Genomic DNA, 26659 nt, shown 5'->3' with positions numbered 1-26659 from the left:
TGCGGATTTATGTGTTAACAAGAAAATATTAAGTTCTACGGTAATCAGGGGAGAGTAGAGTGTGTCCTGCTCATTGGATGAGGGAGATATCTGTTGTGCGCAATCGTGATACTTGTGCAAGATGAGCGTTGAGCATTGGCCGGTCAGTGTCGTTGACTCTGATAAAAGAATAGGATCTTTTTAAACTGTGGTTTTTCAGGATGTGGGCGTTTTGTTACTGTAATTGGACGGTTCATTCATAACAGAAATATTTGAAAGTGACCGTTAAATTTGGATGTTTCGTGGTCTGGTTGTTCTGGCTCATAGTTGGGGTAGGGCTAAAAGAGCAGGCGGGGAAGATTACGGAGATGGAAAGAAATTGCAAAAATGGCACGATCTCTGGCGAGATAAAGCTAATGCTGTGGGGTGAGGTTTATCTCGTTGCGGTGTTCTTTTTTCTTACGGAGTGCGTCGTTGGCAGTCTATCCGGGATACCGCAATGAGAGTTGCCTTAAGTGCTTTCCTCTAATTTTCCCTCTTAATCCTAATAGAGCTTGTGCGTCTCTAAGTCGGAATAAGATCCGCGTTTTTGTCTTGATGCCCGAGTGAATTATGTCAAAAATCTACTTTCGCACTCTTGCTTTTATTCTTAACTAGAATAGGGCGGTTTAAGGGTGGATGGAATCAATGTAGTTTTTACTCATTGAACACGCGGCAAGTTGCAGATGAGAGGAAGATTTCACTTTCTTTTTCCGTGATCGGAGAAGGAGAAAAGGCGCGTAAAATAGCAAAGCCTTCGTTAAGGTCTTTGGCAACTAGGACTGAATTTGTACTATTTTTAGGTTTTGATTTTTTGAGTTCTATTATTTGTATGGGTTTTCCAATTACAAGGTTGAGTGTAGCATCAGGGGCTGTTCGATCATTAACGCTGTAGAAAATAATTCCGTTACTTGTGTAAGCTGATAGCGACCACAGTCGTGTTGTTTCCATGGCTCTTAAATGGACAGGGCCGTTTGCGAGATTAAATCTGCAAACTTTAATGATAAAGAGCGGATCAGAAGACTGATAAATGGGATCGCTAGGATCAAGATAGGCAAATTGATGGTAATTTGCTGATTTTTTGAGGTGTTCCCATATGCTGCTTTGCGCATAATAGGGAATTGAGAATAAAATAAAGATGTGAGAAATGATAGCGCCGAGGCTTATGAGAAGCACAATGCGGATGAATTTAGTCACAGTTTCTTTGTCCTGATGGAATTTGTTTTACAGATGGCATGGTAGGTTTTTGTAATATAGTCGCAGAGATGATGGAGGTGTCATACAAAGTAAGAATAAGCCCGAATTTTTTTTTACTGATTATGGCAAGCCAATTGCCGGCTTGTGGCTCTTTTGAAATATAGATATGGAATGAGCCGTCGCTTTCATAAACAATGTTATCGGTATGAAGCTCAAAGGGGAGCTTTGAAGACGATGTGTAAGGTTTTAGTAATTTGTCGGCTGTGTAAAGGGTAAAAAGACGGGCTTTGGGAATATGCCCTTTTAGTAGATAATTGCAATGAGAATAAAGAGGTCGGCCGCGGTTATCTTTCCATATTTGGAAAACAAGTCCTTCCGCACGCCCAAGTGAGATGTCGCCTCGTTTAGCAGTGCGTGCTCTGGTATAGGGGTCCGTTTTTTTTGTCCCTACTTGTGGGTAAGCTCTCCACCCCCCGATTGTGAAACTTCCAAAATTGTCGGAGGAGTTAATCATATAATCAACACTTAATGCTCCACATAAAATTGAAGCAGAAACGATAAAAGAAGTGAGGGCAATATTCACAAACATTGTAGAATGCCTCTAAATTAAAATGTTTGAGTTTCGGCAGTTTCCGTCTTTGATAGCAAAAACAGACTTTCTAGATCTTTGTTGATGAGTCGAACAATATTTAATGTTTTTGGTGAAGGAACGTGGGGTATTTGGGACGGAAGTACGGAATTATTTTGAGAAGAAAGAGTTTTTGATTGGTAAGGGAGAAGGGAATGTTCGACACCATAGAGCTTTTTGATCATTACATTTTGGTGAGCATAAAGCATGATATCGTGCCATATCATAGCGGGGATGACACCACCAAAAGCACGATTCATCGGTGAAAAGTCATCATTGCCCATCCATACAGCTCCAGTATAATTTCCGGTGAAACCAACAAACCAAGCGTCGCGGTATGCTTGCGATGTTCCAGTTTTTCCAGCGACAAGCGTCATGGGTAAAGCAGCGCGTTTTCCAGATCCTCTTGTTGTGACGCCAACCATCATTTGATTCATATACGCTGCTGATTGCTTGCTGATAACCCGATGTGGCTTATTCCCATCTGTTTTCCAATCCCATACAATGCGACCATTTGTTGTGCTAATTTTCGTAAAACCATGACGATTCCCAGCTATGCCTCCGTTGGCGAAAACATTAAAGCCTGTGGCTTGGTCCATTGGTGTCATATTGGATGTGCCAAGAACCATTGTCTTATGCGGCAAAATATGAGCGGTAATTTCCATATTTTTGATCAAATTTATAATTGGTTGGATGTCATGGTTAAGATATTGACGCGTAATATAGACTGGTACTGTGTTGATAGAGAATGCTAGAGCGGTTGCTAAATCAATTTTTCCAAGATAGCGACCGGAGTTATTTTTAGGTGACCATCCGCCCCAATTGATGGGTGCGTCTAAGACTATTGTTGAGGGGGACAATCCACGTTCCATTGCCACTGCATATACGTAAGGTTTAAATGAAGAGCCAGGTTGTCTTCCACCTTGCGTTGCCCTGTTAAATTGGCTTTTTTCGTAATCTAGTCCTCCAACAATTGCGCGCACAGCTCCATCATTATCTAAAATTACGGAAGCTGCTTGTGTTGCTCGGTATCGTGGGCCGTACCGGTATAAGTAGTATGCAACTGATTCTTCTGCCGCTTTTTGAATATAAGGATCAAGCGTGGTCTGAACGATCAGAGTATGAGTTGGTAGTTTGCTGCTTATCTTTTTAACTTCACTGAATGCCCAATCAAGAAAATAATTGGGCTGGTTGTTTTTCGTTTTTGCTGTGGCTTTTGCGGGATAGCGGCGAGCTTTAATAATTTGACTGTCTGTCATGAATCCGCTGTTAACGAGATTTGATAGCACTACATTGGCACGTTTTTGAGCAGCAAGCGGGTTGGTATGGGGAGCATATTTTGTTGGGGCTTTAAAGAGTCCCGCTAGCATAGCGGATTCACTGAGGGATATGTTGCGTATATCTTTTCTAAAATAAAACTTTGCTGCTGCGGCGATGCCGAAGTTGCTTCCTCCCATGTATGCACGGTCGAGATAAAGTTGTAATATTTGTTTTTTGTTGAAATTTGCCTCCAGCCAAAGGGCAAGATAGGCCTCTTTGATTTTTCGTGTTATGGTTCTTTCGTTTGTTAAAAACAAATTTTTAGCTAGCTGCTGTGTGATAGTTGAACCGCCTTGGATTATGCTGCTGGCTTGTATGTTTTGTAAGATTGCCCGTGCGAGACCGTGTAGGTCGATTCCCCAGTGATTGAAAAAACGTCGATCTTCTGTAGCGAGGACTGCTTTGATGACATGGTCCGGCATTTCTTCAACAGGGACAGATATAGTTGACAGTACGCCGCGGTTGCCAATGGGGTTTCCATAACGATCTAAAAAAAGTATAGAGAAATTTTTGGGAAAATATCGGTCTTGTTTAGCCAGTTTAAAAATAGAAATTCCGGTGATGGTAAAAAAAGTAAGTCCAATCAACCCCAAAGTTAGAGCCTCATCAAGAGCTTCAATTATAAATCGTTTCCATCCTCGTATATGGAAATATTGTGAAGTGATTTTTGCTTTATTCCAAAAAAAATTATTAGCAGAACGGATATGATAGAATACAGTGTCTAACCATGCATCCAATTCAATAGGTGCAGGACTTCGGAATGGCTTATTGTGTTCTGGTTTATTTTTTTTAAAAAAAATAGACATGGCGTAAAAATATACTCATAACAAAGTTATGCAATCGAACAAATATATAATGAATATGGAGTGCAATCGTTTTTTTTCTATAGTTTAAACAAAAATAATTTACTATTATTTTTTTAATTTTATACTTTATATATTATATTAATTATTATAAGACTTTTAATTTTTTATTTAGTTATAATACATAAAAAATATTTTATTCAAAATGAGTGATATTTTTGGTAATTCTTTTCATATAAAAGATGACTCATTCTTGGTGTGTTATATATAAACGGATGGTTCAGTTTACGTTCATTTAGAACGGATTATAAAGTGTCCATGATGAAAAAAGTTTTCTTATTGGTAACGATTGCGTCTTTCCTGGGTGCGGGTTCTGTTTTAGCTGCTGAATGTACCAAAGTTGGTAGAGAGATTGCCACTCAACAAAGAGGAGTGTTGCTGCGTTCAAAATCTGTCGTTCAGGATGGTAGAGATATGTGTGTTGTTGTAGTTGTAGTGCCTGCTCGTGACGGTAAAAATTTGCGTCGCATCGAGATTTTTGTCCCTGCAGATTAGTGTTTAGCAGGTGTGAATGCGTATTTTGATTGTTGAAGATGATAAAAACCTCAATCATCAGTTAGCGGAAGCCGTAAAGAAGGCGGGCTATGTTTCGGATAGTGCTTTTGACGGAGAAGAAGCTTACTTTTTGGGAAGTACAGAGTCTTATGATGCCGTGATCCTTGATATTGGTTTGCCGCGTCTAGATGGAATCAGTGTCGTTGAAAAATGGCGCAAAGGGGGGGTTCTTGTGCCTGTTTTAATGTTAACAGCTCGAGACAGTTGGTCTGATAAGGTAGTTGGTATTGATGCGGGAGCTGACGACTATGTCGTCAAGCCATTTCATCTGGAGGAAGTAATAGCTAGACTACGGGCGTTGATACGCCGCGCCGCCGGTCACGCGATGAACGCATTATACTGCGGCAGGGTGTTACTGGATACCAGAACTTCTCGTGTTTTTGTTGATGGCCAGTTCATTAAATTGACATCGTATGAATATAGGCTTCTTTCGTATCTCATGCATCATCGCGATAGGGTGGTTTCGAAAACCGAGCTTATTGAGCACCTCTATGATCAGGACTTCGACAAGGATTCTAATACTATCGAGGTTTTTGTGAGGCGGCTGCGTAAAAAACTCGGTGCGGGTTTAATTGAAACCGTTCGCGGGATGGGTTATAGGGCAAGGATATCAGATAATTGATGGCGGTTCTGCAGGGCGATAATTGGCTTGGGAAAGGGATTTCTCTTGTTGGCAGGTCTCTCAGTCTGCGCGTCATGTTTTTTTCAACACTGTGGGTTGTTGTCTCTCTTTCGTCGATTTCTGCAGTTAGCATCTTGTTTTATCAGCGTTCAAGTGAAGAAAGTCTGAGGCGTGTTCTTTCTGCTCAGCTTTATAGTCTTATCGCGACAGTGAGTGTGTCAACTGATGGAAATTTGGTAGGGAATTTTGGGGTTGATGATATTCGTTATTCGGATCCGACATCGGGTTGGTATTGGGAGGTCGTCGCTATATCTCCTAATTTGCAGGGGCGTCTGGCGTCTCCGTCATTGGGAACTGGAGAGATGTTTCCATTGAGCAATGTTGATGTACCTTTTGATAATAAGTTTTTTCGATTTTATAGAATTAAGGGAAAAGATGGTCAGAATTTGCAAGTGATTGAGAGTGATGTTGTTCTTGATGATCAAAACCATATTGCGCGTTTTCGCCTCGTTGGGAATATCGATGAAGTGCATGCGCAGGTGCGGGAGTTTAAGAAAATTTTGCAAATTTTTCTCTGGAGTTTTGGTACGGGTAGTGTTCTTATAAACATTGCTATTATTTTCTTTAGTTTTCGACCGTTGAAGCTCATTCGAAAAGCATTGAATGATATCCGTGGGGGTCGGGTTGACTACGTGAACACGGATTTGGTGAGTGAAGTTATGCCATTAGTGCAAGAGACAAATGCCCTAATCAGCGGTAATCGGCGTATTATTGAGAGGTTTCGGACACAGGTTGGTAACCTTGCTCATTCATTGAAAACTCCTCTGTCAGTTATTGTGAATGAGGCTGATAAGATGCATGGAGAACAGGCCGTTCTACTGAGGGAACAAACTAAATTGATGCAGGCACAAATAAATCATTATCTGCGACGTGCTCGGATTGCCGCACAGCGTGACAGCGTCGTTTGTCACACCCCTGTCCGCGGAGCAATAGATCGTTTGATGAGGGTTATGGGGAGGCTTAATCCTGAAAAACAGTTTCAATTTGTAATGAGCGTTGATGATATTATTTTTGCTGGCGAAGGGGAAGATTTAGAAGAAATTGTTGGCAATTTGATTGAGAATGCCGCCCAGTGGTCGCGTACAAAAGTTCTGATATCTTGTTATTTAGAAGGTAATGTTGAAGAAGGAGAATTTGTTAATATCGTTGTTGAAGATGATGGTCCTGGTTTGACGGAGGAACAAATTAATGAAGCTCTTAAAAGAGGACGCCGGTTTGATGAAAGCAAACCAGGGACGGGCTTGGGTTTGGCAATTGTTTCAGATATGGTTGGAGAATATGGTGGAAGTTTCTTTTTGTCGCGCTCTGATTTTGGCGGGTTGTCTGCAAAGGTTTTATTACCGAGACGGTGAATTATTGTTTTTATTCGTGTAAACAACGTACAGAGTAGGAAGCATTTTGTGTCTCGGTTAGATGGGGCGGCCCCTTGCTTTATGATTTTTTGCATATGCGGTAGAAGAATTAGTGGCAGATTGTATGAATTATACTGCGTGCGTCGTGATGGTTTCTGGCCTTATTTAAAGCGCTTCAGTGGATGAAGGGGAAAGCGGTGGGAATGGTGTTTTTTTGTTTTCGTGCAGGTATCCAAGCAGTATGTTTTTATTCCTTTTGGTTATGGTTTCCTTTCTATCTCTGACTATTGTTCTATCTTTTTTCTGTGTTTTGATAAGGCAAAAAGAAAAGGGTGGGTGGTCTTTTGTCTCTAGTATTTATAAAAATTGCACGAGCAAAATTGAATTCGATGCGCTTTTTACGAATTTTAAAAATAGGTATATCTTTACGACTCTCAGTGTTCTATTTGTTGTTTTTGTGACGTGGGGTATTTACAGCTTTGTGGGAAATCCAAAAGTTAAAAGTTATTTTTTTCGCGAGCTGATGGATAAGGGTCCAAATACTCTCAGTAGGCGTGAGCAGCTTGTCCGCCTGCGGGCGCTTTTTTTTCGTTCACCTAATGATGGCGAGTTGGCTGATGCGTTGGCAGTGAGATATCTTGAGGATGGGTACTTTCAAGATGCTGTAAACATTTATTTAGATGCACTCCGCTTAAATGGAGAATCGGCTCCAAGACTTTTGGGATACGGCTTGGCACTAGTTGGCTATGAAGGTGGAGTGATTACGCAGGAAGCACAACGCATTTTTCAAAAAGCTGCAGATTTGGCGCCGAATGACTTCTATTCTCGTTTATTTTTGGCCGATGCACTTCGCCAAGCAGGAAAATCCGCACAGGCGGCGCAATTTTTGCAAGACTTTCTCGATACAATGCCAGAGGATTTTGTATGGCGATCGCGTATTGAGGAAATGATGGTTCGGTTATGCGATTCATCCAATTAGGGTACTCGGAAAACTGCTTTTAAAGACTATTAATTCAAAGGGGAGGTTATCGAGAAGAAATAGGTATTGGATAAAAATTTGCTCCTACGAGAAAGATGTGCGAAACTACCCAAAATAAGAGCGTATAAATAAATAGGGCGTACGAATAATGAATTGATGCCCGTGCAGCGTGTTTACAGAAATGATTTCGTAGATGTTTTATGAATGATCGATCTTTAGAGAACATTCCTTCATTGAAGATTGTTTTAAAGCAGCGAAAAAAAAAGCGATTGCTGATGGTTTTTTTGTGCCTTTTTATCATGTTAGTTGCAGTAGGTCTCATTGTGTATGCAGTGCGCAATACGGTGAGTTTTTTTCGAATGCCGTCCGAAATTACAAGAGAAGACATTCTAACGGGTCGTCCTCTACGCTTGGGGGGCTTTGTTGAAAAAGGAACAGTCCGGTATATTGAAAAGATGAAAGTTACTTTTTTCGTGACTGATAGAGTGAAACGCGAGAAAGTTATTTTTGATGGTATATTGCCGGATCTTTTCCGTGAAGGACAGGGTGTTGTCGTAGAAGGATATTTTGATAAAGAAGGTCTTTTTATTGGTACGCGTGTTTTAGCAAAGCACGACGAGACTTATATGCCTAAAAAAACGGTTGGTTGCCTAAAAAAACGTTACAATATGGAAGGAAAATTAGATTGTGTTCGTTGAATTGGGTAATATTTTTTTATCTGCAGCGTTTGCAATTAGTTTGCTACAAGCCATTTTATCCATTTTTGGTATTCTCCGGCAAGAGCTCGCTTTGGTGCGAGCTGGGAGGCGGTTGACGTATATCGCTTTTATATTGATATTATTGTCTTTTTTTACTATGGTTCACGCTTATGTGGTATCCGATTTTTCCGTTGTGAATGTCGTTGAAAACAGCCACTCAGAACAACCAATGCTTTATAAAGTTACAGGAGTCTGGGGTAACCACGAAGGTTCTATGTTATTATGGGTCTTGAGTTTGGCTTCTTTTAGCACATTGGTGGCGTTATCTGGTCGGAATTTGCCTGAACAATTTAAGGCATTAGTTTTGGTTTGCCAAAGTTGTATTACAAGCGCCTTCCTTTTATTTACCCTTTTTGTATCCAACCCGTTTTTGCGCGTCAGTCCGCCGGCATTGCAAGGAAATGATCTGAACCCTCTTTTACAAGACGTTGCTTTAGCGATTCATCCACCGCTCCTTTATTTAGGCTATGTTGGTTTTTCTGTTTGTTTTTCTTTCGCAATAGCAGCGTTGGTTATGGGGAATATTGACAGGATTTGGGCGCGTTGGGTTCGTCCTTGGATTCTTCTTTCTTGGATTTTTTTGACATTGGGTATTACTGTTGGATCGTATTGGGCTTATTACGAATTGGGGTGGGGGGGCTATTGGTTTTGGGATCCAGTTGAAAATATTTCGCTTATGCCTTGGCTTTCGGGAACAGCCTTTTTGCATTCTTCTCTTGTTCTTGAGAAGCGGGAAACGTTAAAAATTTGGACTTTATTTTTGGCCATTTTTACTTTTTCCCTTTCTCTCATGGGAGCTTTTCTCGTTCGTTCAGGACTTTTAATTTCCGTTCATAGTTTTGCTGTTGATCCAGCACGTGGGCGAGCGATCCTTGCTATTTTCTTTTTTTTTACGGGCGGAGCTTTTTTGTTGTTTGCTTGGAGGGCATCTATTTTGAAAATAGGGCGGTTGTTTCAACCAATCTCGCGTGAAGGTTTTATTGTTTTAAATAATTTATTGCTAATAACAATGACTGCAACAATATTGATTGGCACGCTCTACCCTTATTTCCTTGAAGCGCTAATCGGGCAAAAAATTTCTGTAGGTGCTGCTTTTTTTAATATCACTTGCGGAACTTTAATGTTACCGCTGTTGTTATTGGTTCCATTTGGATCAATGATGGCGTGGAGGCGTGGCGACTTTTTTGCAGTTTTTGAACGTTTGTGGTTTGTCTTCGTTTTGGTCTGCATCGTTTGTTTCGTAACATTTTATACGGCATTTTTGCGTGATATTTTTGCAGCCTTGGGAACTGGACTTTCTGCTTTTGTTTTTTTGGGAAGTTTAGCTGATCTGTGGGAAAAAAGTGGGTGCCGTAAGATGGCTATTTCTGTGCGGATTAGGAGATTTTTTAGATTGCCATGGTCAGTTTTTGGCGCTGCTGTGGCACATATGGGGTTGGGAGTTACGTTATTCGGTATCGTTTTCGTTGCAGCTTTTACTCAGGAGCATATTCTGATCATGCGCACAGGAGATACGGTTACAGTGGCAGATAAAATTGTCCGCTTTGATGGAATGCGGGAAGGTGCTGGTCAAAATTATTCTGCTGTGGAGTTTAATTTTTCAATAGGTGAAGACAAACATACGGTGCGCAATAATGTAGTGGCATCAAAGCGATTTTATTCGAGCCAAAATACATTAACAACGGAAGTTGGTATCAAAAGTTATGGCCTGTCTCAGCTGTATATTGTACCGGGGCGTGTAGATGACCGAGGGCTTGCTGTACATATACGGTGGAAGCCTTACGTGATTTGTATTTGGTTAGGCGCACTTATGATGGCTATGGGTGGGTGTTTTTCTCTTTTTGGTTATTTGTTCCGCGCTGGATTGCATAAAAGGGTAGCCTCCTATCCCAAATTTGTTAAAAAGGTATTGAGATGAAAAAGATGTTATTTTGGATTTTTCTTTTTTTAATCGCCAGCTCTTCTCTGTCGTTAGCGGTAGCAGTGGAGCCGGACGAAATTTTAAAAGATGCAGCACTTGAGTCTCGTGCGCGTGATATTTCATCAAATTTGCGCTGTCCAGTTTGCCAAAATCAATCTATTGACGATTCAGAATCTGTATTAGCCCGTGATTTACGGCTTTTTATTCGTGAACGATTGAAAATGGGCGACAGTGATCAGCAAATCATTGATTTTCTCGTTGAGCGGTATGGTGAATTTATTTTGCTGAAGCCGCCCCTAAAAAAAATAACGTGGTTTTTATGGTTTTCACCCCTCATAGTGATGATGATTGGTATAGGTATCATCTTTTTGGGGGTTAGGCGGTGCAGGCACGAGAAAGCGATTGCCTATGATACTGGGAAAAATAATTAAAAAAATTTAAAAAAAATATTGTTGAATTGAAATAAAGTTTGCGGAGGAAATTTTGGTGCGTTGAGGTTGATAATTTTATCCCGGTTATGATTAACGAGTTACTGTTTATTCAACCTTACAGAACTTTAATGATTTAGACAGAAAACGGTAAGGTCCGCTGTTTTATAGTTTGGTGCGATTGAGATAAGAGTATTACAGAGTAGGAGCGTATAGAAGATGGTCGAAAAAACTTTTTTTAGAACATTTGCTGCTGTCAGTTTTTTTGCAGCTTTGGAGACTACATTATTATTTGGTGGGGCTATGTCAAATTTGGGAATGGCTACAGCTCATGCGAGTTCCATATTTTCTTCGTCGCAACCGCAGAGTTTTGCAGATATTGTCTCTCACGTGAAACCTGCAGTTGTTTCGGTGCAAGTAAAGGGTAATAAAAGGAAAAAGGAGGAGCGTTCTTTTGGTGATTTTTTTAGCGGTCCAGGGCTTGATTTATTACCAGATCAACATCCTTTGAAAAGGTTTTTTCAAGAATTTATGGATCGTGGTAGTCCACGTACTAGACCTCCTCATCGATCGCCTAAACTTGCTCCTATAGCTTTTGGATCGGGTTTTTTTGTTTCGTCTGATGGTTATATCGTGACTAATAATCATGTTATTTCTGGTGGAAAAAGTTATTCTGTTGTTCTTGATGATGGTACAGAACTGAGTGCGAAACTTATTGGTACTGATCCGCGCACCGATCTTGCAGTGTTGAAAGTAGATGAAAAAAGAAAGTTTTCGTATGTCGATTTTGGTGATGATTCAAAGCTTCGCGTTGGTGATTGGGTTGTCGCTATTGGTAACCCATTTGGCCTTGGTGGGACTGTGACAGCAGGTATTGTTTCGGCGCGCGGGCGTGATATCGGTGCCGGCGTTTATGACGACTTCATTCAGATTGATGCTGCTGTTAATCGCGGGAATTCTGGTGGTCCGACTTTTGATCTAAACGGAAAGGTTGTCGGAGTTAATACGGCAATTTTTTCTCCTTCTGGAGGAAATGTTGGTATTGCTTTTGCTATTCCAGCAGAAACAGCAAAACAAGTTGTGCAACAACTCATTGAAAAAGGCTCTGTGCAGCGCGGTTGGCTTGGGGTCCAGATTCAATCTGTGACAAAGGAAATTTCTGAGTCAATCGGCCTAAAAGATGCTAAAGGTGTTTTGGTTACTGACTCGTTAAAAGGACCTGCGAAAAAGGCTGGAATTAAGGCAGGTGATGTGATTATTTCGGTGAATGATGAAAAGATTTCCGATGTTCGTGATTTAGCGAAGCGCATTGCGAATATTAAGCCAGGAGAAACAGTGACTTTAGCTGTTTTTAGGTCTGGTAAAGAAGAAGTTCTGAAGGTCAAACTCGATGTGATGCCCGAAGATGAGGATGTAATAGAAGGTTCAAAACACCAAAAAGGGATGAGTAATTCAGATGAGACATTAGAAGATTACGGTTTGGTTGTTGCTCCTTCTGATGATGATATAGGCTTGGTTGTAACAAGTGTAGACTCGGATTCAGATGCTGCTGACAAAGGGATACGCCCCGGTGATATCATTGTTACAGTTAATTATAAAGCTGTTAAAAAAGTATCTGATATTACCAATATAATCAAAGAAGCGCAAAAATTAGGGCGAACAGGTATACTCTTACAGCTGCAAACAAATGGTCAAAATCGTTTTTTAGCTCTTCCGATTTTTAAAAAGTAATTTGCCCTCGGTAGGACGGAGGCCTTGCGGGCCTCTGTCCTATAATTTTATTTTGTAAAATAGTGGGGATACGTTTTATGAAGATACTTGTTATCGAAGATGATCGTGAAACAGGACGTTACCTCGAAAAGGCTTTTTTGGAAGCAGGTCATTTAGCTGATGTCGCGTATGACGGAGATAGTGGATACACTCTAGCTGAAGCGGGAAACTATGATGTCATGGTCGTTGATCGGATGCTTTTGCATCGTGATGGTCTTTCTATAATTTCTGAGTTACGTTCTAAGGGCAATAAAACGCCAATTCTTATCCTCTCTGCTCTGGGACAAGTTAGTGATCGTGTGACAGGCTTGCGTGCGGGGGGTGATGATTATTTGACAAAGCCTTATGCTTTTTCTGAGCTTCTTGCTCGTGTTGAAGTGCTGCAGCGGAGGAAAAATCATGAGAAAGCTGAGACCGTTTATTGTGTAGGAAATCTTGAGCTTGACCGATTAGCACATACTGTAAAACGTGGCGGTAGGAATATTGCATTACAACCACGAGAGTTTCGCTTGCTTGAGTATTTAATGCGATGTGCGGGCCAAGTCGTCACACGCACTATGCTTTTAGAAAATGTTTGGGATTATCATTTCGATCCACAGACAAATGTTATTGACGTTCATATATCTCGGTTAAGGGCAAAAATTGAGAAAGATTTTGATATTCCGCTTCTTCACACTGTTCGCGGGGCTGGGTATATGTTGAAAGCACCAGATAACAGCGCATGAATCGTCTGATTAACATAATGCGTACGACTGCGCTGAGGTTGTCGGCGCTTTATATTTTATTATTTGGGTTAGTCGCGGTGGGGCTCTTTGCCTACATGACGGCGTTTTTTGCTTCATTGTTAGTGAAGCAGAGTGAGCAGACTTTGCGTGAAGAGCTGAAGCGCATTGAAGGCGCTTATAGCTATGGCGGACTACCTTTATTGGTGCGTACTATTGATTATCGTTCACGACATCCGGGAGCTTTTCTTTATCTTGTCACTGACCCCATGGGGCGCATTCTAGCGGGGAATGTTGCGCGTATTGAACTTGGTCTTCTGAGTTATAATGGCTTTCTTCCTGATTCTTTTTTATATTCGCGTTTTGGAGAACACGACAAAGCGGGAAAACACCGTGCTCTAGCCATCGTTGCTGATTTACCCAATGGTATGAAACTCCTTGTAGGACAGGATCTGGATGAACCGGAACGTTTTATAAAGGTGACGCGTAAGGCAGTTATAATTGCTATTACAGCAATGGTTGGAGGAGCATTATTGATATGGTTCTTCGTTGGCAGGCGGGCATTACAGAGGATAGATCAGGTAACAGCTGCTTCTCAGCGCTTGATGGAAGGTGATTTTAGTGGGCGTTTGCCTGTTTCAGGAGTAGGTGATGAATTTGATAGATTATCGGCTAATCTTAATGTTATGTTGGATCGTATCGAAGAATTAAGTGTTGGTTTGCGCCAAGTGTCGGATAATATTGCTCATGATCTTAAGACACCGCTGACACGTCTCAGAAATCGCGCTGAAGAAGCGCTTTTGGGACAAAAAACTGAGACTGAATATCGGCAGGTACTTGATGGTGTTATCGCTGAATCAGATCAGATCATTCGTACTTTTAATGCTATCTTAATGATTTCTCGTATTGAAGCGTGCAGTACAATTGAGCACCTCGAAACTATGAATATGAAGCTAATTCTTGAAGATGCAGTTGAGCTTTATGGACCTTTTGCTGAAGAATCGGGCGTCCTTCTTCAATTAGGGGATACATTTGATAAAGAACTTATGCTAAATCGTGAGCTAATTGCACAGTCAATTTTTAATCTTATCGATAATGCTATAAAATATGCGTCCGAAGATGAAAGGAAAGCAGAGGTTTCCTTATCGATGGAACGTCGTGGCAAGAATCTACTCGTGGTTGTTGGTGATAACGGTCCGGGAATTGCAGCAGATAAATGTGAAAAAGTAACAGAACGATTTGTTCGGCTTGAGGAAAGCCGCACACAGCCTGGCTTTGGTATCGGGTTAAGTATAGCAAAAGCCGTTATGAAGCTTCACGGAGGTGAACTTTTGCTTGAAGATGCAAAACCAGGACTCAGAGCGGTTCTATTATTTCCTTAAAATCAATCACGTGTCCTTGTTATTTCTACACGTGACTGATTTTTTTGTTGATGTGGCAAGATGGGTTAGGAAGCTGCCTTTGCAAAAGAAAGTAGATGGAGAGTGTTTAAAAAAATGGCCCATTTCTTCGAATTTCGTTGATGGGAGCAGTTTCCGTGAGCTAGTGAAAGATATTAAGGGATCAGCAAAAAAAATAGAGCACCCCATCTTCGGCATTTCAGGCGGAAAAAACGGGCTGGCTTTTCAAGAATGGGCGCAGCTTTGTCGCATCGCTTTTTTTACGGTTCGCTCTGCCGAATCGGCATTGTAATAATTACAGTTGTACCCTCCATCTCTTTAGAAGTAATTTCAAGCGTTCCTTTGTGTAATTCTAATAGAGAGCGCGAAATGGCCAGTCCAAGTCCTGAACCGGTATGGGTTTTGGTAAACTGGTTCTCAACTTGTTCAAAAGGTTGACCAAGCTTTTTGATCGCTGATTGAGGAATACCAACTCCTGTATCTTTAATTTTGAAAAAAAGATTGTCTTTTTTCTGGAAGGCACAGACATCAATATTACCGCCGGAAGGTGTAAACTTAACAGCATTAGAAATAAGATTAAGAAAAATTTGTCTCATGGCACGACAGTCAACTTCCGCGTGAAGTTCTGGAGAAATATTCGTTGTAACAGAAATATTTTTTTCTTGTGCTTGCGGTGTTAATGTACGTACTGCTTCGCTGATGATGGGCTCGAGGTCACTATTCTGACAATCAAGGTTGAATCTTCCAGCTTCAATTTTTGACATATCAAGGATATCATTGATGAGCGTCAGAAGATGGTTTCCTGAGCTGTAGATATCGTGTACATACTCTGTATAGCGTTGTGAGCCGAGTGGACCAAAGGTGGACTGTAACATGATATCTGAGAAGCCAAGAATGGCATTAAGGGGTGTACGCAGTTCGTGTGACATATTGGCCAAAAATTCTGATTTAGCTTTGTTGGCACTCTCTGCACGCTCCTTTTCTGCTTTCAAACTTTTGTTAAGCTTTTCAACTTCTGTTGCACGTTGTTGAGCACTTCCTCGTGCTCGTTTGAGCTCTTGAATAAAAGAGAAAAGGCGTTTTTCACTGTCTTCAAATTTTTCTTGTTGCTGTTTGAGCTCAGAAATATCTGTCCCTGTGCAAACGAGTCCCCCATCTTGGGTACGTCGTTCATTAATTTTAAGCCAACAACCATTTGCAGTTTGACGAATACTGGTTAAATTGCCAGCACCATCATCTCTGAGGAGATGCTCACTAATTGCGGGTCGTGCCATGGCTTCAACGGTTGTGCGTTGGATTCCAGATTGTAGAATTTGTTTAGGGATGGCTGCATATTCGCAAAATTTGCTATTAGACATAACCAAACGGCCCTCTGAATCCCATAATACGAAAGATTCTGAAATATTTTCAATGGCATCACGGATACGAAGGTCTGCTTGAGCAGTTTTCTCAGCTAATTGACGTTGTTCGCTAATATCGAAGGAAATACCAACCAAATGAGGTTCTTCTTCCTCTTCAATAATTTCCGCACGAATGCGCATCCATACATAATGACCATCGGCATGACGCATGGGGACGTTGATATCGATATATTTTTGTTTACCACTCATTAATTCTTGAGCAAGGTCAAAAAGGTTAGCGTCATTTGGATCGATAATTGCAGTGATTTGGGAAATTGATAGCAGTGCATTTTGAGGTACATAGCCGAGCATTTCATACATCGCTCGCGACCAATAAACACGCCCGCTTGCCATGTTCCAATCCCACAATCCGCAGCGCCCACGGATCATTGCCATATCAATGCGGTTTTGGATTTTTTCTGAGATCGCGTCTGTGTTGCGTGCTCGCACAGTTTGGTTGTAATAAGCGTAAAGAAGAGCGAGGACAATACCAGCAGTTCCTGTAAGCAGTGTTACATTTAATGAAAAAAGTTTGCGCCATTCTGCGTAAAGGTGTTGCACTTTCTTGCCAACAAATACGCCATATTGTCCGTTTTTTGTTTGGTCAAACGAAGCAAGAGCAGGGTCATCCTTTCCTATTGTTATTTGCATTGCACCGGCGTGCCGCCCTAGAGACTGTAAAATAGCACCCTCAGAGGTAAAATCTTGTAAAGGCTTCCCCAAATTTATCTCTGAGTTTGATGATGCGAGGACTCCACCTTCTTGATCTGTTATGGCGATAAACATGTCGGAATCAATGAGATTTTTGTTGCTAAAACTGGTAAGGATATTTTGCAAATGATCACGGGAAAGAATAGAGGTTTTGTTCATTTGGGTGGCAGCAAGTAGGTCATGATCAATTACATTGGCAATATGGCTTGCTAAGAGAGGAATTGTGGAGCGTGCATTTTTGTCAATTGTATTGCGCCAATCGTAAATTAGTGCAAAGCGGATTGCTGCCAACACAAAAAGAAACACGATAATCACAACGGGAACAGCGCGCCGTAACCAAGGTTCAAGGAATAAAAGTTTTTGGTAAGCTGAACCAGAAAGTAAATTAGCATACGCTGCACGCATTTTGCGACTTTGAGCGCTTGAGTTTGAAGCAACATGCACTTCCGCCGGCGCGTCATATGCGTCTAATTCAGCCATTTCTAGTTCCTCTAATTACAAAATAATGTGACTGAAAAACTTCTTTGACATTCACAATAACTCCGTGGGTGCAGTGAATCAAAACAGGAGTCTTCTGTCCAGTCTTTTTTTAGAAAAAGCTATTTTATTCTTATGAATACGATGGGTAAAACAAAGGAGGAACAACGACACCCCCCACAAGTAGATCGAAGAATTCTGCTCATGGCTTCAACTTCTAGCGGGGATTGTGTCGTTTCAAGATGACATAATTATGTCGTTTGTAGGCGATTTTTCTCTCAAGCAAGTATGCGGTTGATGACTTCTGCTACGTCGCTTGATAATTGGGGAGCAGCTGCGATCATATTTAGTGCCGTTTCGAGTTTTTGTCGTCGGATGGGCTCTAATTGTCGCCAAGAACTCATTGTTGTTAATAATCGTGAAGCAAGCTGTGGGTTTTTCTTATCGATTTCTAAAATGATTTGGCAAAGAAAATGGTAGGATGCACCGTCAGCTCGGTTGAAACCAGTTAGGTTATTAGACGCAAAGACACCAATTAAGGCGCGTACACGATTGGGATTGTCTCGCGAAAAAAGCGGGTGCTGCGTAAGTTTTTGAATCCGATCAAGTGTTGATGTTCCTGCGACCATTGCTTGAACAGAAAACCATTTATCAAGAACTAGGGGATCGTGCCGATGCCGAGCTTCGAAATTACTCAGAGTTTCTTGTGCTTCTTTAGTTTCGTTAAAGCGTTTTACCAACACGGTCATACTGGCTATGCGGTCCGTCATATTATCCGCTAAGGCGTACTGTGTGACGGCACGGTCTGGTTTAGCTTCGGCAATAGAAAGATAGTCCAGTATAATGTTACGTAATGCTCGTTTTCCAATTTGTTCAGTGCTTGGTGAATAAGGCTCTTTGACCTGCATCTGTGCGTACATTTTTGTAAAAAGCTCTTGGTGTGTGCGTGCGATAGACACTAAAAACTGATCGCGTATGTAGTGGATGCGATCTGGATCGATGTCTTCGCCAATTATACGTGCAAGCTCAACTTCGCTGGGTAAATTCAAGCAGAACGCTCGGAATTCGGGCTCGAGACTTTCATCCATAACGATTTTTTCAATCAGTTTTAATAAAGTAGAGGGCATCGCTTCTTTTGCTACTGCTTCATTTTGAATGGCTTGGATAAGTGCGTTCGTTATCAATTGGTTGAGCGATTGCCAGCGATTAATGTGATTGCTGTCATTTTGAGCAAGAAAAATAAGTTCGCTTTCATTTAGGGGAGTTTGCAAAATAATAGGCGCAGAAAAATCCCTGAGTAGCGATAAAACAGGTTTTTCACGCAATCCCTTTAATGTAAACGTCTGGTTTTCTTCTGATATGAGCATAACATCTGATTGGATATCCGAGTCAGTTTCATAGGTTAACGATTCTCCATTATGCCCCAAAAGGCCAAAGGTAATAGGGATAAGCATAGGCTTTTTTGTGTTTTGCTGCGGCGTCGCTGGAATATGTTGCTTTGCGTGAATTGTTAAGACACCATCGCTGTAATGATCTTCGATTTTTACACTAGGTGTGCCTGCTTGTTCATACCACAGCATGAATTGAGAAAAGTCTCGATCGGAGACTTCAGCAAAACAGGAGATAAAATCCTCAATTGTACAAGCTTGTCCGTCGTGACGCTGAAAGTAAAGATCCATACCTTTGCGAAACAGAATTGGGCCTAAAATTGTGTGTATCATACGCACCACTTCTGCTCCTTTTTCATAAACAGTCGTGGTGTAGAAGTTATTTATTTGACTATACTGGCGAGGACGTACTGGGTGGGCGAGTGGTCCGGCATCTTCAGTAAATTGCGTGGCTTTTAATGTTTTTATATTTTCAATCCGCTGTAGGCTGCGCACATTTTGATCTGACGAAAATTCTTGGTCACGATACACTGTTAATCCTTCTTTTAGGCAAAGTTGGAACCAGTCACGGCAAGTAATGCGATTACCGGTCCAATTATGGAAATATTCGTGTGCAATAACGCGCTCGACATTTTTGTAATCACGGTCGGTTGCTGTTTCAGAATCTACGAGGATGTATTTGTCATTAAAGATATTGAGACCTTTATTTTCCATTGCGCCCATATTGAAGTCGGAAACGGCGACGATGTTGAAAACATCAAGATCGTATTCGCGTCCAAAATGTTGTTCATCCCACTGCATTGAACGTTTGAGTGCGTCCATCGCGTAGGCTGCTCGCGCGGTTTTTCCTTTTTCCACATAAATTCCAAGTTTTACATGTCGGCCGGATATAGTTGTGAAATAATCTTCTAGTTTATCAAGATTTCCACCAACTACGGCGAAGAGATAGGATGGTTTTGGGTGAGGATCTTCCCAGATCGCAAAATGACGATTACCATCAAGAAAGCCTGTTTTAATGAGGTTTCCATTGGAAAGCAAAATTGGTGCTTTCTGGGAATCCGCTTCAATTCTTACTGTATAGGTAGAAAGAATGTCTGGGCGATCATAAAAGTAGGTAATACGACGGAATCCCTCTGATTCACACTGCGTACAATAAACACCGTTTGAAAGGTAAAGTCCCATGAGTTTACGGTTGCTCTCAGGGTTCAGTTCTGTGATCAGTTGCAGTGTGAAGGGGGCTACGGGTGGGGCTATAATTTCTAAGTATGAAGGAGTACTCTTGTAAGCGTTTTTATCTAGTATTTCTCCATTGATGGCAACGGAAATTAGAGTAAGCTCATCGCCAGAAAGTACGAGGGGCTCTGCTTCTTTCGTATTTTGACGAGCTCCGACCAGCAATGTTGCAGTTACGCGGGTTTTTGTTGGTTCTAAATGAAAGTGAAGCTCAGTTTTGGGAACAACATAGGGGGTCTGTTTGTAGTCTTCTAAGCGATGAACAGGTGTTATCAATTTTTCCATAATTCTTCCTAACCGCATTTTGATTATAGATGAGCTAAAGAGCTCTTTAATGTTTTGGGAAAAGTAAAATTGAAAAATCACGGGAGGCTATTTAGGTAATTTTTCACTTCTAAAAAGTCCATCCACGTTAACTTTTTTTGGCTTGGTGTCCGTAAAAGATAGGCTGGATGAAATGTCGGCATAATGGGGATCTTTTTTTCTCCTTCCCCTGTATAGGTAAGCCACTTTCCCCTCGTTCGGATAATTCCATTTTGAGTCCCAGTGAGGCATTGTGTAGCGACACCTCCCAACGCTACAAGGACACAGGGATTTGCTAAGTAAATATGCCGTTCAACAAAAGGGCGGCATAAGGCAATTTCTCTTTGTGTTGGCGTACGATTTCCTGGTGGACGCCATGGAATGATATTGGTTATGTAAACATTCTGTCTTTTCAGGCCAATCGATGCCAATATTTTGTTAAGCAACATACCAGCTTTTCCTACGAAAGGAGTACCTTGTATGTCTTCTTCACGTCCTGGTGCTTCTCCGATAAGCATAAGCTGACTCCCCGCTGTTCCGTCTGCAAAACAGGTATTTTTAGCTGTTAATTTTAATGAACATCCATCAAAAGCTAAGAGTGCAGATCTCAATTCATCGAGTGTGCGAGCACTCTTCGCCATTTCTACAGCAGAGAGCGTGTGCTGTGTAATTTTGAAACTCTGCAGTGGATAGCTGTACTGTTTTACGGTCGACGGCACCTGTTTTTGATCAGAAGTGTCTGTTTCTTGCTCTAATTGTTTTTTTGTAGAAACAGTTTGATCAAAGTGATTAACGGGCGTATTGCTCAGCGCAGCATCAGCGCCACTTTCTTTGTAAAAGTTCAAAAGTTCTTCACAAGAGATTGAGTACTGAGTTTGGTTTGACATTTTGCTTTTTTTATAACTAATCTGACCAATGGATAAACCAGACTAAATTATTCTGCAAGCTTTATAATGCTTTGTTGCGAATCTTTGTGTAAGAATGCTGGTAGAGTGCGCATTAAAAAATGAATAATGCTCATTTAGTTTTCCTTTTGTTGGTGGTTTAAAAGCAATGTGTGGACGTATGTTTTTGCTTTTTTAACGGATTCAATTATAGGCTCGTTTAATGCTAAATGCGATGCGATAGCAGTTGATAGGGCGCACCCTGTCCCGCGCATCTCTCCTTGCAAGCGTGGGGCGGGAATATTTTCTATTTTAATTTTATTGATTAAGCTATCGATTGCAAGAGGGCCATTTGTGTGTCCACCTTTTACCAGTATGTAGCGTGGACCAAATGAGAGAAGTTTTTTTGCTTGTTTTACAGCCTCTTTGTTGTGGGAGGCTAAGGAGCTTTCGCTAAGAATGGCAAGTTCTTCTATATTGGGTGTTAAAAGGTCAATGTGAGGGAGTAGTTGCTTTATCATAACCTCTATAATTATTTCCGTCGTTAATTTTCCTCCTGATGATGCAATGAGCACAGGATCAAAAACGACAGGAATATGAGAATAGTCTTTGAGTACATCGCAGATCGCTATTATGCTTTCCCGGGTACCTGTCATACCAATTTTTATTGCACTTATTGAGTTAGACTCTAGAGCTATACGCATTTGCGCTGCGATGGTTTTTCCGTCCATGGGAATAATTCGAACAACTTTATCATCATTTTGCACGTTAACAGAGGTGACCGCCAGACTCGCTTTTATTTGAAAGTGTGTAGCGGTTTCTATGTCGCGGACAATACCAGCGCCTCCTGTTGGATCGGTACCGGCAACAATGAGGATGGAGGGCGTTATCGCCATGCTTGTGTTGCCTTTATCCATTGTTTAGTGCGTTCTTCGGGGTTATTATGGAGAATGATATCGGTCACAACAGCAGCGCTATTTGCTCCTGATTCTAAAACACTGACTGCACGCTTCGGTGTTAAACCACCAATGCCGACCAAAGGGAGTGTGCCAATTTGGTTTTTCCACTGCGTTATTTTTTTTAATCCTTGTGGCATCCATTTCATTTTTTTTAAAATGGTTGGATAAATAGGGCCAAGAGCAACATATTCAGGATTGACGGATACAGCGATATCTAATTCGCATTGGTCGTGGGTGCTGAGGCCAAGTTTTATACCATTTTTACGAATTTCTGAAAGATCTGCGTCGCTCAAATCTTCTTGTCCAAGGTGGACAAAATCGCATTTTTCTTCAATTGCTAGTTTCCAATAATCATTAATGACCAATTGTGCTCCAAATTTTTCACATATGTTTTTTGATCGCTTGATGTGCTGACTAATTATTCTCGAAGGTTCATCTTTTACACGTAATTGTACGAGTTTAACTCCAAGAGGAACTAAGCGCTCGACCCAATCTGCACTATTAACAATGGGATAAAATGGATCCAGTTTCATGAAAATACCGCTTTTCCAATAATTGGTGTTGAGGGAATTGCCATATTTCTTGCCTCAAGAATACCGGCTTTATATCCCATACGTCCTGCTTGGATGGCTTTAGAAAACGCTTCAGCCATGAGGGCGGGGTTACTTGCTTTTGCAATCGCGGTGTTGAGGAGCACTGCGTCGTAACCAAGTTCCATGGCGATAGCTGCGTGTGATGGGCGTCCGATACCGGCGTCAATGACAAGAGTAGCGTCAGGGAGGTAGGCACGAATAGAGCGCAGTCCGTCGGTGTTATGGGGGCCTTTTGCGGATCCAATGGGGGCACACCAAGGCATAATAACGCGGCAACCGGTATTCAAAAGTTTTTCGGCAACGATGAGGTCGTCTGTTGTATAGGCAAAAATTTCAAATCCTTCATCGTTCAAAATTTTTGCCGCCTCTATTAAAGAAAAGACATTTGGCTGTAGGGTATCTGGGTTTCCAATAACTTCGAGTTTGATCCAGGCCGTTTTGAAAAGGTCTCTTGCCAATCTGGCGGTTGTTACGGCTTCTTTGACAGTGTAGCAACCAGCGGTATTTGGTAGTATTGTCACGTTTAATTCTTTAAGAAATTTCCAAAATTGTCCGCTTTGTTTGTTTCCTGCGGTCTCTCGGCGTAATGAAACTGTCACGATTTCTGTGTTTGAATGGTGAATAGCTTCACGAAGAATTGCTGGTGAAGGGTATTGGGCTGTGCCCAATAACAAACGAGAAGAAAATTTTTTCCCATAAAAATCCAACATAATTTCAGCCTCCTTGCATTGGGCTCAAAATCTCAATTTTATCTCCTTCGTGCAGAACAAATTGGCTCCATGCTACCACAGGAATGACTTCGGCGTTAATAGCGATCGCTAGCCAGTCACCTTCATAACCTAATTCTTTGAGTAATGAATTAAGATAAGTAACTTCTGTTCGAATATTTTCGCCATTGACAAATACCTGCATGTTTCACTCCAATGCCAATTGTACAGCTCGTTTTGCCATTTCTGGAGATAAAAGAAAACCATGCCTATATAGTCCATTGATAAAAATGTGATTGTCGTGTTTGTATATACGAGGAAGGTTGTCGGGATAGCACGGTCTTATACCGACACCAGATTCTATAATTTCCGCTTCACCAAAAGCGGGATGTAGAGTGTAAGCTGCGTTAAGTAATTCCATCATTGACCGCGCTGAGATAGCGCGAGTAGACTCACTCTCGATCATCGTAGCCCCGATCATAAAAATATTGTTTTGTTGAGGCACGATGTACAGGGGGATACGTGGGTGAAGCAGGCGGATTGGACGAGAAATTTTAATATCCGTGCTCCGTACGAGGAGCATTTCTCCGCGTATACCTCGTATATTTTTGTCTTTCCCCAAACGGGCTATTCCTGTTGCATCAATGACAATATCAAAATCGGTTTCAGGTGTTTCTGAATCCACAAAATACACGCCGTTTTTTATGAGATTTTCTTTCAAACTGGTGAGTGCTTTTCGAGGATTGATATGTGCCTCACTTTTATAAAAAAGGGCGCGATCGAAACGTTCTGCGATATCTGATTCAAGGTGGGCTATCTCTGTATTATTAATGGTTTTGTGATTATTTGTGCGCGCTGAAAATCGCTCAAGCTCTACTCTGTCTCGCATTGGTGCAACGACTAAAGTACCTTTTTGTTTTACGAGATCTGGAAGCGTCTTCTTCCACCAATTTATCGCTTGGATGCCGAGCTCTTCAACGGTTTGTTCGGCATTTTCTCTTTCACAGTGGGGTGCCAACATTCCTCCCGCGTACCAGCTTGCAGTTCCCATGGGTGAATGAGGTGGGGCTGATACAGTGACGGAAGCGCCTTTTTGTTGCAGTGTAAGAGCGGTTGTCAAACCAGCTACCCCTGCACCTTTGATAAGAATATTTTTCAACTGTTTATCATCTTTTTTTGGGTAGAAGTAGCTTCTAAATAAAGTTCGCCATTTTCTTTATAATTTTCTGCCATGGCGGCCATTCCTTCGTCTTTTTCTTTTTGTTTTGCGGCATCCCGAATATCATGAGAAATCCGCATGGAGCAAAATTTGGGACCACACATAGAACAAAAATGTACTAATTTGTGGGCTTCCTTAGGCATTGTTTCATCATGAAATGCATAGGCCGTCTCTGGATCAAGGGAAAGGTTAAACTGATCATTCCACCGAAAATTAAATCGCGCACGTGAGAGGGCATCATCGCGTAGTTGCGCTCTTGGTAGCCCCTTAGCAAGATCAGCTGCGTGAGCGGCAATTTTATAGGTAATTACACCAGTTTTGACATCATGCTTATTGGGAAGTCCTAAATGTTCTTTAGGTGTTACGTAACACAGCATAGCGGTTCCAAACCATCCAATCATAGCAGCGCCAATTGCTGATGTAATATGGTCATATCCGGGTGCTATGTCGGTTGTGAGAGGTCCCAAAGTATAAAAGGGCGCTTCATGACAGAGATCTAATTGTTTATCCATATTTTCTTTAATTTTGTGCATTGGCACATGGCCCGGTCCCTCAATCATAACTTGTACGTTTTTTTTCCACGCGATTTTTGTCAATTCGCCTAAAGTTTGGAGTTCGGCAAATTGGGCTTCATCATTGGCATCAGCGATAGAGCCGGGGCGTAGTCCATCTCCTAATGAAAGAGAAATATCGTACATGCGTGCAATATCGCAAATTTCATCAAAATGTTCATATAGAAAGCTTTCTTTGTGATGGTGAAGACACCATTTTGCCATAATTGAGCCGCCTCGTGAAACAATACCTGTCGTACGATTAATTGTTAGTGGAACAAAAGGTAATCTCAGCCCTGCATGAATAGTGAAATAATCAACACCTTGTTCCGCTTGTTCGATGAGGGTATCGCGAAAAATATCCCACGTTAAGTTTTCAGGTATACCCCTTACTTTTTCAAGGGCTTGGTAAATCGGGACAGTTCCGATGGGAACCGGGGAATTGCGGATAATCCACTCTCGGATATTATGGATATCCCGACCAGTTGAGAGATCCATAATGGTATCTGCTCCCCAGTGAATAGCCCAAACCATTTTATCAACTTCTTCCTCCATAGATGAACTGACTGCTGAATTTCCAATGTTGGCATTAATTTTAACGCGAAAATTACGTCCAATAATCATTGGTTCGCATTCAGGGTGGTTAATGTTTTTAGGGATAATGGCGCGTCCACAGGCAATTTCATTGCGAACAAATTCTGCAGTATAAATTTCTGGGATTGATTCACTAAGTACTTCATACGGCTGTTTTTTTTGTTTATTTTCCGCTACTAGTCCTTCATTTTCTCGTATAGCTACATATTCCATTTCTGCGGTAATAATTTTTGCACGTGCATAAGCCATTTGTGTGATCTCTTTGTCACCTTTTGCTCGCAAAATGGGGCGATTTTGTTCAAAAGTCGGAGCAGAATTTTTATCATGAACTGGCCCATTGTCCTCGGGTTGAACTGGTCTTGCAGAATAAGATTCAGTATCGGCACGTTCAGCCAGCCAAGATGAGTTAATTGCGGGCAATCCTTTTGCAATGTTGGTGTTCATGTCTTCATCCGTGTAGGGACCAGAAGTATCGTAAATGGTCAAACATTTTTCATCGCTGCTATCGGATAACGAAATTTCACGGAATGGCACGCGCACATCGGGGAAAAGAAAACCTTGTTGATAAATTTTTCGTGAAGCTGGAAAGGGATTACAATTGGTTAGTGGAGCATTTTTTTTCACGGAATTCCTCCTCATAAAAACACGGCTTAAAGACAGGTTAGGATGTTGGTGGGAGTACATTCAAATCATCAATTCGTGCATGTTTAAGCTGAAAAGTGCACAATCCGATCTTAGATAAAAATGCCCCCAGTGAAGATTAAAAAAATAAATGTAATATCTTCACTCTCCCCTCCTTAAATTACTAGCACTCGGTACGATCATGTTTGGCTTTAATAATAATATTGTCAATCATAAAAATACATTTTTAAAATTTTTAGAAATTTTTTCAGAAAATGAGGCGGATTTTAATAAATTTTTTTGCTAATTTTAGATACGTTTTGGCTACGAGCCAGTAATTATAAAATTTTCTTTTTTAATACCTTTTTATAAAATAGCTAGATGGTTTATAGATAAGCTCTTTTCGTGCAGAAAAATGGTTAGCTG

General features: G+C 41.3%; 23 protein-coding genes. 11 read left to right on the top strand and 12 right to left on the bottom strand.

Going from position 1 to position 26659, the window contains the following annotated elements; genetic code table 11:
* Positions 1–675 precede the first annotated feature (675 nt).
* Genes WCP75_RS00655 through WCP75_RS00645 form a run of 3 tightly spaced genes read right to left on the bottom strand, consistent with a single transcriptional unit; the run spans position 676 to position 3969 of the window.
* Complete coding sequence (locus tag WCP75_RS00655) at positions 676–1215, bottom strand: DUF1254 domain-containing protein (RefSeq protein ID WP_336276329.1); 540 nt, start codon at positions 1213–1215, stop codon at positions 676–678.
* Positions 1208–1804: a DUF1214 domain-containing protein gene (locus WCP75_RS00650; protein WP_336276328.1), complete on the bottom strand. Its 597-nt coding sequence runs from the start codon at positions 1802–1804 to the stop codon at positions 1208–1210. Before WCP75_RS00650 ends, WCP75_RS00655 begins: the two co-directional genes overlap by 8 nt.
* Positions 1805–1821: 17 nt before the next feature.
* The gene (locus WCP75_RS00645) at positions 1822–3969 is read right to left on the bottom strand and encodes a transglycosylase domain-containing protein (protein ID WP_336276327.1); all 2148 of its coding nucleotides are present in this window, start codon (positions 3967–3969) and stop codon (positions 1822–1824) included.
* Positions 3970–4284: 315 nt separating this feature from the next.
* Between WCP75_RS00645 and WCP75_RS00640 the strand changes: the two genes are divergently transcribed.
* From WCP75_RS00640 to WCP75_RS00590, 11 genes are all read left to right on the top strand, one after another.
* Complete coding sequence (locus WCP75_RS00640) at positions 4285–4521, top strand: hypothetical protein (RefSeq protein ID WP_336276326.1); 237 nt, start codon at positions 4285–4287, stop codon at positions 4519–4521.
* 16 nt (positions 4522–4537) lie between these two features.
* Positions 4538–5203, top strand: a complete 666-nt coding sequence (locus WCP75_RS00635; RefSeq protein WP_336276325.1) for a response regulator transcription factor — start codon at positions 4538–4540, stop codon at positions 5201–5203.
* Complete coding sequence (locus WCP75_RS00630) at positions 5203–6615, top strand: ATP-binding protein (protein WP_336276324.1); 1413 nt, start codon at positions 5203–5205, stop codon at positions 6613–6615. Before WCP75_RS00635 ends, WCP75_RS00630 begins: the two co-directional genes overlap by 1 nt.
* Positions 6616–6856: 241 nt before the next feature.
* A complete protein-coding gene (locus tag WCP75_RS00625; RefSeq protein WP_336276323.1) occupies positions 6857–7594 on the top strand; it encodes a tetratricopeptide repeat protein in 738 nt (245 codons plus the stop codon).
* 200 nt (positions 7595–7794) lie between these two features.
* A complete protein-coding gene (gene ccmE, locus WCP75_RS00620) occupies positions 7795–8292 on the top strand; it encodes a cytochrome c maturation protein CcmE (protein WP_336276322.1) in 498 nt (165 codons plus the stop codon).
* Complete coding sequence (locus WCP75_RS00615) at positions 8282–10270, top strand: heme lyase CcmF/NrfE family subunit (protein ID WP_336276321.1); 1989 nt, start codon at positions 8282–8284, stop codon at positions 10268–10270. The genes ccmE and WCP75_RS00615 overlap by 11 nt, the downstream gene beginning before the upstream one ends.
* Positions 10267–10704: a cytochrome c-type biogenesis protein gene (locus tag WCP75_RS00610; RefSeq protein ID WP_336276320.1), complete on the top strand. Its 438-nt coding sequence runs from the start codon at positions 10267–10269 to the stop codon at positions 10702–10704. The genes WCP75_RS00615 and WCP75_RS00610 overlap by 4 nt, the downstream gene beginning before the upstream one ends.
* 216 nt (positions 10705–10920) lie before the next feature.
* Positions 10921–12432 carry a Do family serine endopeptidase gene (locus WCP75_RS00605; RefSeq protein ID WP_336276319.1) on the top strand — a complete coding sequence of 504 codons (1512 nt, stop codon included), beginning with the start codon at positions 10921–10923 and terminating at the stop codon, positions 12430–12432.
* Positions 12433–12509: 77 nt separating this feature from the next.
* Positions 12510–13196 (top strand): winged helix-turn-helix domain-containing protein, encoded by a 687-nt coding sequence (locus tag WCP75_RS00600; RefSeq protein WP_336276318.1) that lies wholly within the window; start codon positions 12510–12512, stop codon positions 13194–13196.
* The gene (locus tag WCP75_RS00595) at positions 13193–14575 is read left to right on the top strand and encodes a sensor histidine kinase (protein ID WP_336276317.1); all 1383 of its coding nucleotides are present in this window, start codon (positions 13193–13195) and stop codon (positions 14573–14575) included. The genes WCP75_RS00600 and WCP75_RS00595 overlap by 4 nt, the downstream gene beginning before the upstream one ends.
* Positions 14576–14606: 31 nt before the next feature.
* Positions 14607–14885 (top strand): hypothetical protein, encoded by a 279-nt coding sequence (locus WCP75_RS00590; RefSeq protein ID WP_336276316.1) that lies wholly within the window; start codon positions 14607–14609, stop codon positions 14883–14885.
* On the opposite strand, the gene WCP75_RS00585 is transcribed toward WCP75_RS00590, so the two are convergent.
* The 9 genes from WCP75_RS00585 to thiC form a co-directional block, all read right to left on the bottom strand.
* A complete protein-coding gene (locus WCP75_RS00585; protein ID WP_336276315.1) occupies positions 14854–17184 on the bottom strand; it encodes a sensor histidine kinase in 2331 nt (776 codons plus the stop codon). The genes WCP75_RS00590 and WCP75_RS00585 overlap by 32 nt on opposite strands.
* A 275-nt stretch (positions 17185–17459) precedes the next feature.
* Positions 17460–20087 (bottom strand): aminopeptidase N, encoded by a 2628-nt coding sequence (pepN, locus tag WCP75_RS00580; RefSeq protein WP_336276314.1) that lies wholly within the window; start codon positions 20085–20087, stop codon positions 17460–17462.
* Between the two features lie 77 nt (positions 20088–20164).
* On the bottom strand, positions 20165–20992 hold the full coding sequence (locus WCP75_RS00575; RefSeq protein WP_336276313.1) for a uracil-DNA glycosylase: 828 nt from the start codon (positions 20990–20992) through the stop codon (positions 20165–20167).
* Positions 20993–21126: 134 nt separating this feature from the next.
* A complete protein-coding gene (locus WCP75_RS00570; protein ID WP_336276312.1) occupies positions 21127–21885 on the bottom strand; it encodes a hydroxymethylpyrimidine/phosphomethylpyrimidine kinase in 759 nt (252 codons plus the stop codon).
* Positions 21876–22481, bottom strand: coding sequence for a thiamine phosphate synthase (locus tag WCP75_RS00565; protein WP_336276311.1), 606 nt, complete (start codon positions 22479–22481; stop codon positions 21876–21878). The genes WCP75_RS00570 and WCP75_RS00565 overlap by 10 nt, the downstream gene beginning before the upstream one ends.
* On the bottom strand, positions 22478–23251 hold the full coding sequence (locus WCP75_RS00560) for a thiazole synthase (RefSeq protein WP_336276310.1): 774 nt from the start codon (positions 23249–23251) through the stop codon (positions 22478–22480). Before WCP75_RS00560 ends, WCP75_RS00565 begins: the two co-directional genes overlap by 4 nt.
* Positions 23252–23255: 4 nt before the next feature.
* On the bottom strand, positions 23256–23453 hold the full coding sequence (gene thiS / locus WCP75_RS00555; protein ID WP_336276309.1) for a sulfur carrier protein ThiS: 198 nt from the start codon (positions 23451–23453) through the stop codon (positions 23256–23258).
* 3 nt (positions 23454–23456) lie between these two features.
* Positions 23457–24407, bottom strand: a complete 951-nt coding sequence (locus tag WCP75_RS00550; RefSeq protein ID WP_336276308.1) for an FAD-dependent oxidoreductase — start codon at positions 24405–24407, stop codon at positions 23457–23459.
* On the bottom strand, positions 24404–26251 hold the full coding sequence (thiC, locus tag WCP75_RS00545) for a phosphomethylpyrimidine synthase ThiC (protein WP_442894932.1): 1848 nt from the start codon (positions 26249–26251) through the stop codon (positions 24404–24406). The genes WCP75_RS00550 and thiC overlap by 4 nt, the downstream gene beginning before the upstream one ends.
* Positions 26252–26659 lie beyond the last annotated feature (408 nt).

The organism is Bartonella numerosa (genome assembly GCF_037070845.1).
Lineage (GTDB): Bacteria > Pseudomonadota > Alphaproteobacteria > Rhizobiales > Rhizobiaceae > Bartonella.
This window is presented reverse-complemented; position numbering and strand designations above follow the sequence as displayed.

Coding starts and splice junctions, on each gene's coding strand:
- WCP75_RS00605 (WP_336276319.1), top strand. CDS start 10,921: ATGGTCGAAAAAACTTTTTTTAGAACATTTGCTGCTGTCAGTTTTTTT.
- WCP75_RS00595 (WP_336276317.1), top strand. CDS start 13,193: ATGAATCGTCTGATTAACATAATGCGTACGACTGCGCTGAGGTTGTCG.
- WCP75_RS00600 (WP_336276318.1), top strand. CDS start 12,510: ATGAAGATACTTGTTATCGAAGATGATCGTGAAACAGGACGTTACCTC.
- WCP75_RS00570 (WP_336276312.1), bottom strand. CDS start 21,885: ATGGCGATAACGCCCTCCATCCTCATTGTTGCCGGTACCGATCCAACA.
- WCP75_RS00645 (WP_336276327.1), bottom strand. CDS start 3,969: ATGTCTATTTTTTTTAAAAAAAATAAACCAGAACACAATAAGCCATTC.
- WCP75_RS00630 (WP_336276324.1), top strand. CDS start 5,203: ATGGCGGTTCTGCAGGGCGATAATTGGCTTGGGAAAGGGATTTCTCTT.
- WCP75_RS00585 (WP_336276315.1), bottom strand. CDS start 17,184: ATGGCTGAATTAGACGCATATGACGCGCCGGCGGAAGTGCATGTTGCT.
- pepN (WP_336276314.1), bottom strand. CDS start 20,087: ATGGAAAAATTGATAACACCTGTTCATCGCTTAGAAGACTACAAACAG.
- thiC (WP_442894932.1), bottom strand. CDS start 26,251: ATGAGGAGGAATTCCGTGAAAAAAAATGCTCCACTAACCAATTGTAAT.
- WCP75_RS00640 (WP_336276326.1), top strand. CDS start 4,285: ATGATGAAAAAAGTTTTCTTATTGGTAACGATTGCGTCTTTCCTGGGT.
- WCP75_RS00565 (WP_336276311.1), bottom strand. CDS start 22,481: ATGAAACTGGATCCATTTTATCCCATTGTTAATAGTGCAGATTGGGTC.
- WCP75_RS00560 (WP_336276310.1), bottom strand. CDS start 23,251: ATGTTGGATTTTTATGGGAAAAAATTTTCTTCTCGTTTGTTATTGGGC.
- ccmE (WP_336276322.1), top strand. CDS start 7,795: ATGAATGATCGATCTTTAGAGAACATTCCTTCATTGAAGATTGTTTTA.
- WCP75_RS00625 (WP_336276323.1), top strand. CDS start 6,857: ATGTTTTTATTCCTTTTGGTTATGGTTTCCTTTCTATCTCTGACTATT.
- WCP75_RS00575 (WP_336276313.1), bottom strand. CDS start 20,992: ATGTCAAACCAAACTCAGTACTCAATCTCTTGTGAAGAACTTTTGAAC.
- thiS (WP_336276309.1), bottom strand. CDS start 23,453: ATGCAGGTATTTGTCAATGGCGAAAATATTCGAACAGAAGTTACTTAT.
- WCP75_RS00610 (WP_336276320.1), top strand. CDS start 10,267: ATGAAAAAGATGTTATTTTGGATTTTTCTTTTTTTAATCGCCAGCTCT.
- WCP75_RS00635 (WP_336276325.1), top strand. CDS start 4,538: ATGCGTATTTTGATTGTTGAAGATGATAAAAACCTCAATCATCAGTTA.
- WCP75_RS00650 (WP_336276328.1), bottom strand. CDS start 1,804: ATGTTTGTGAATATTGCCCTCACTTCTTTTATCGTTTCTGCTTCAATT.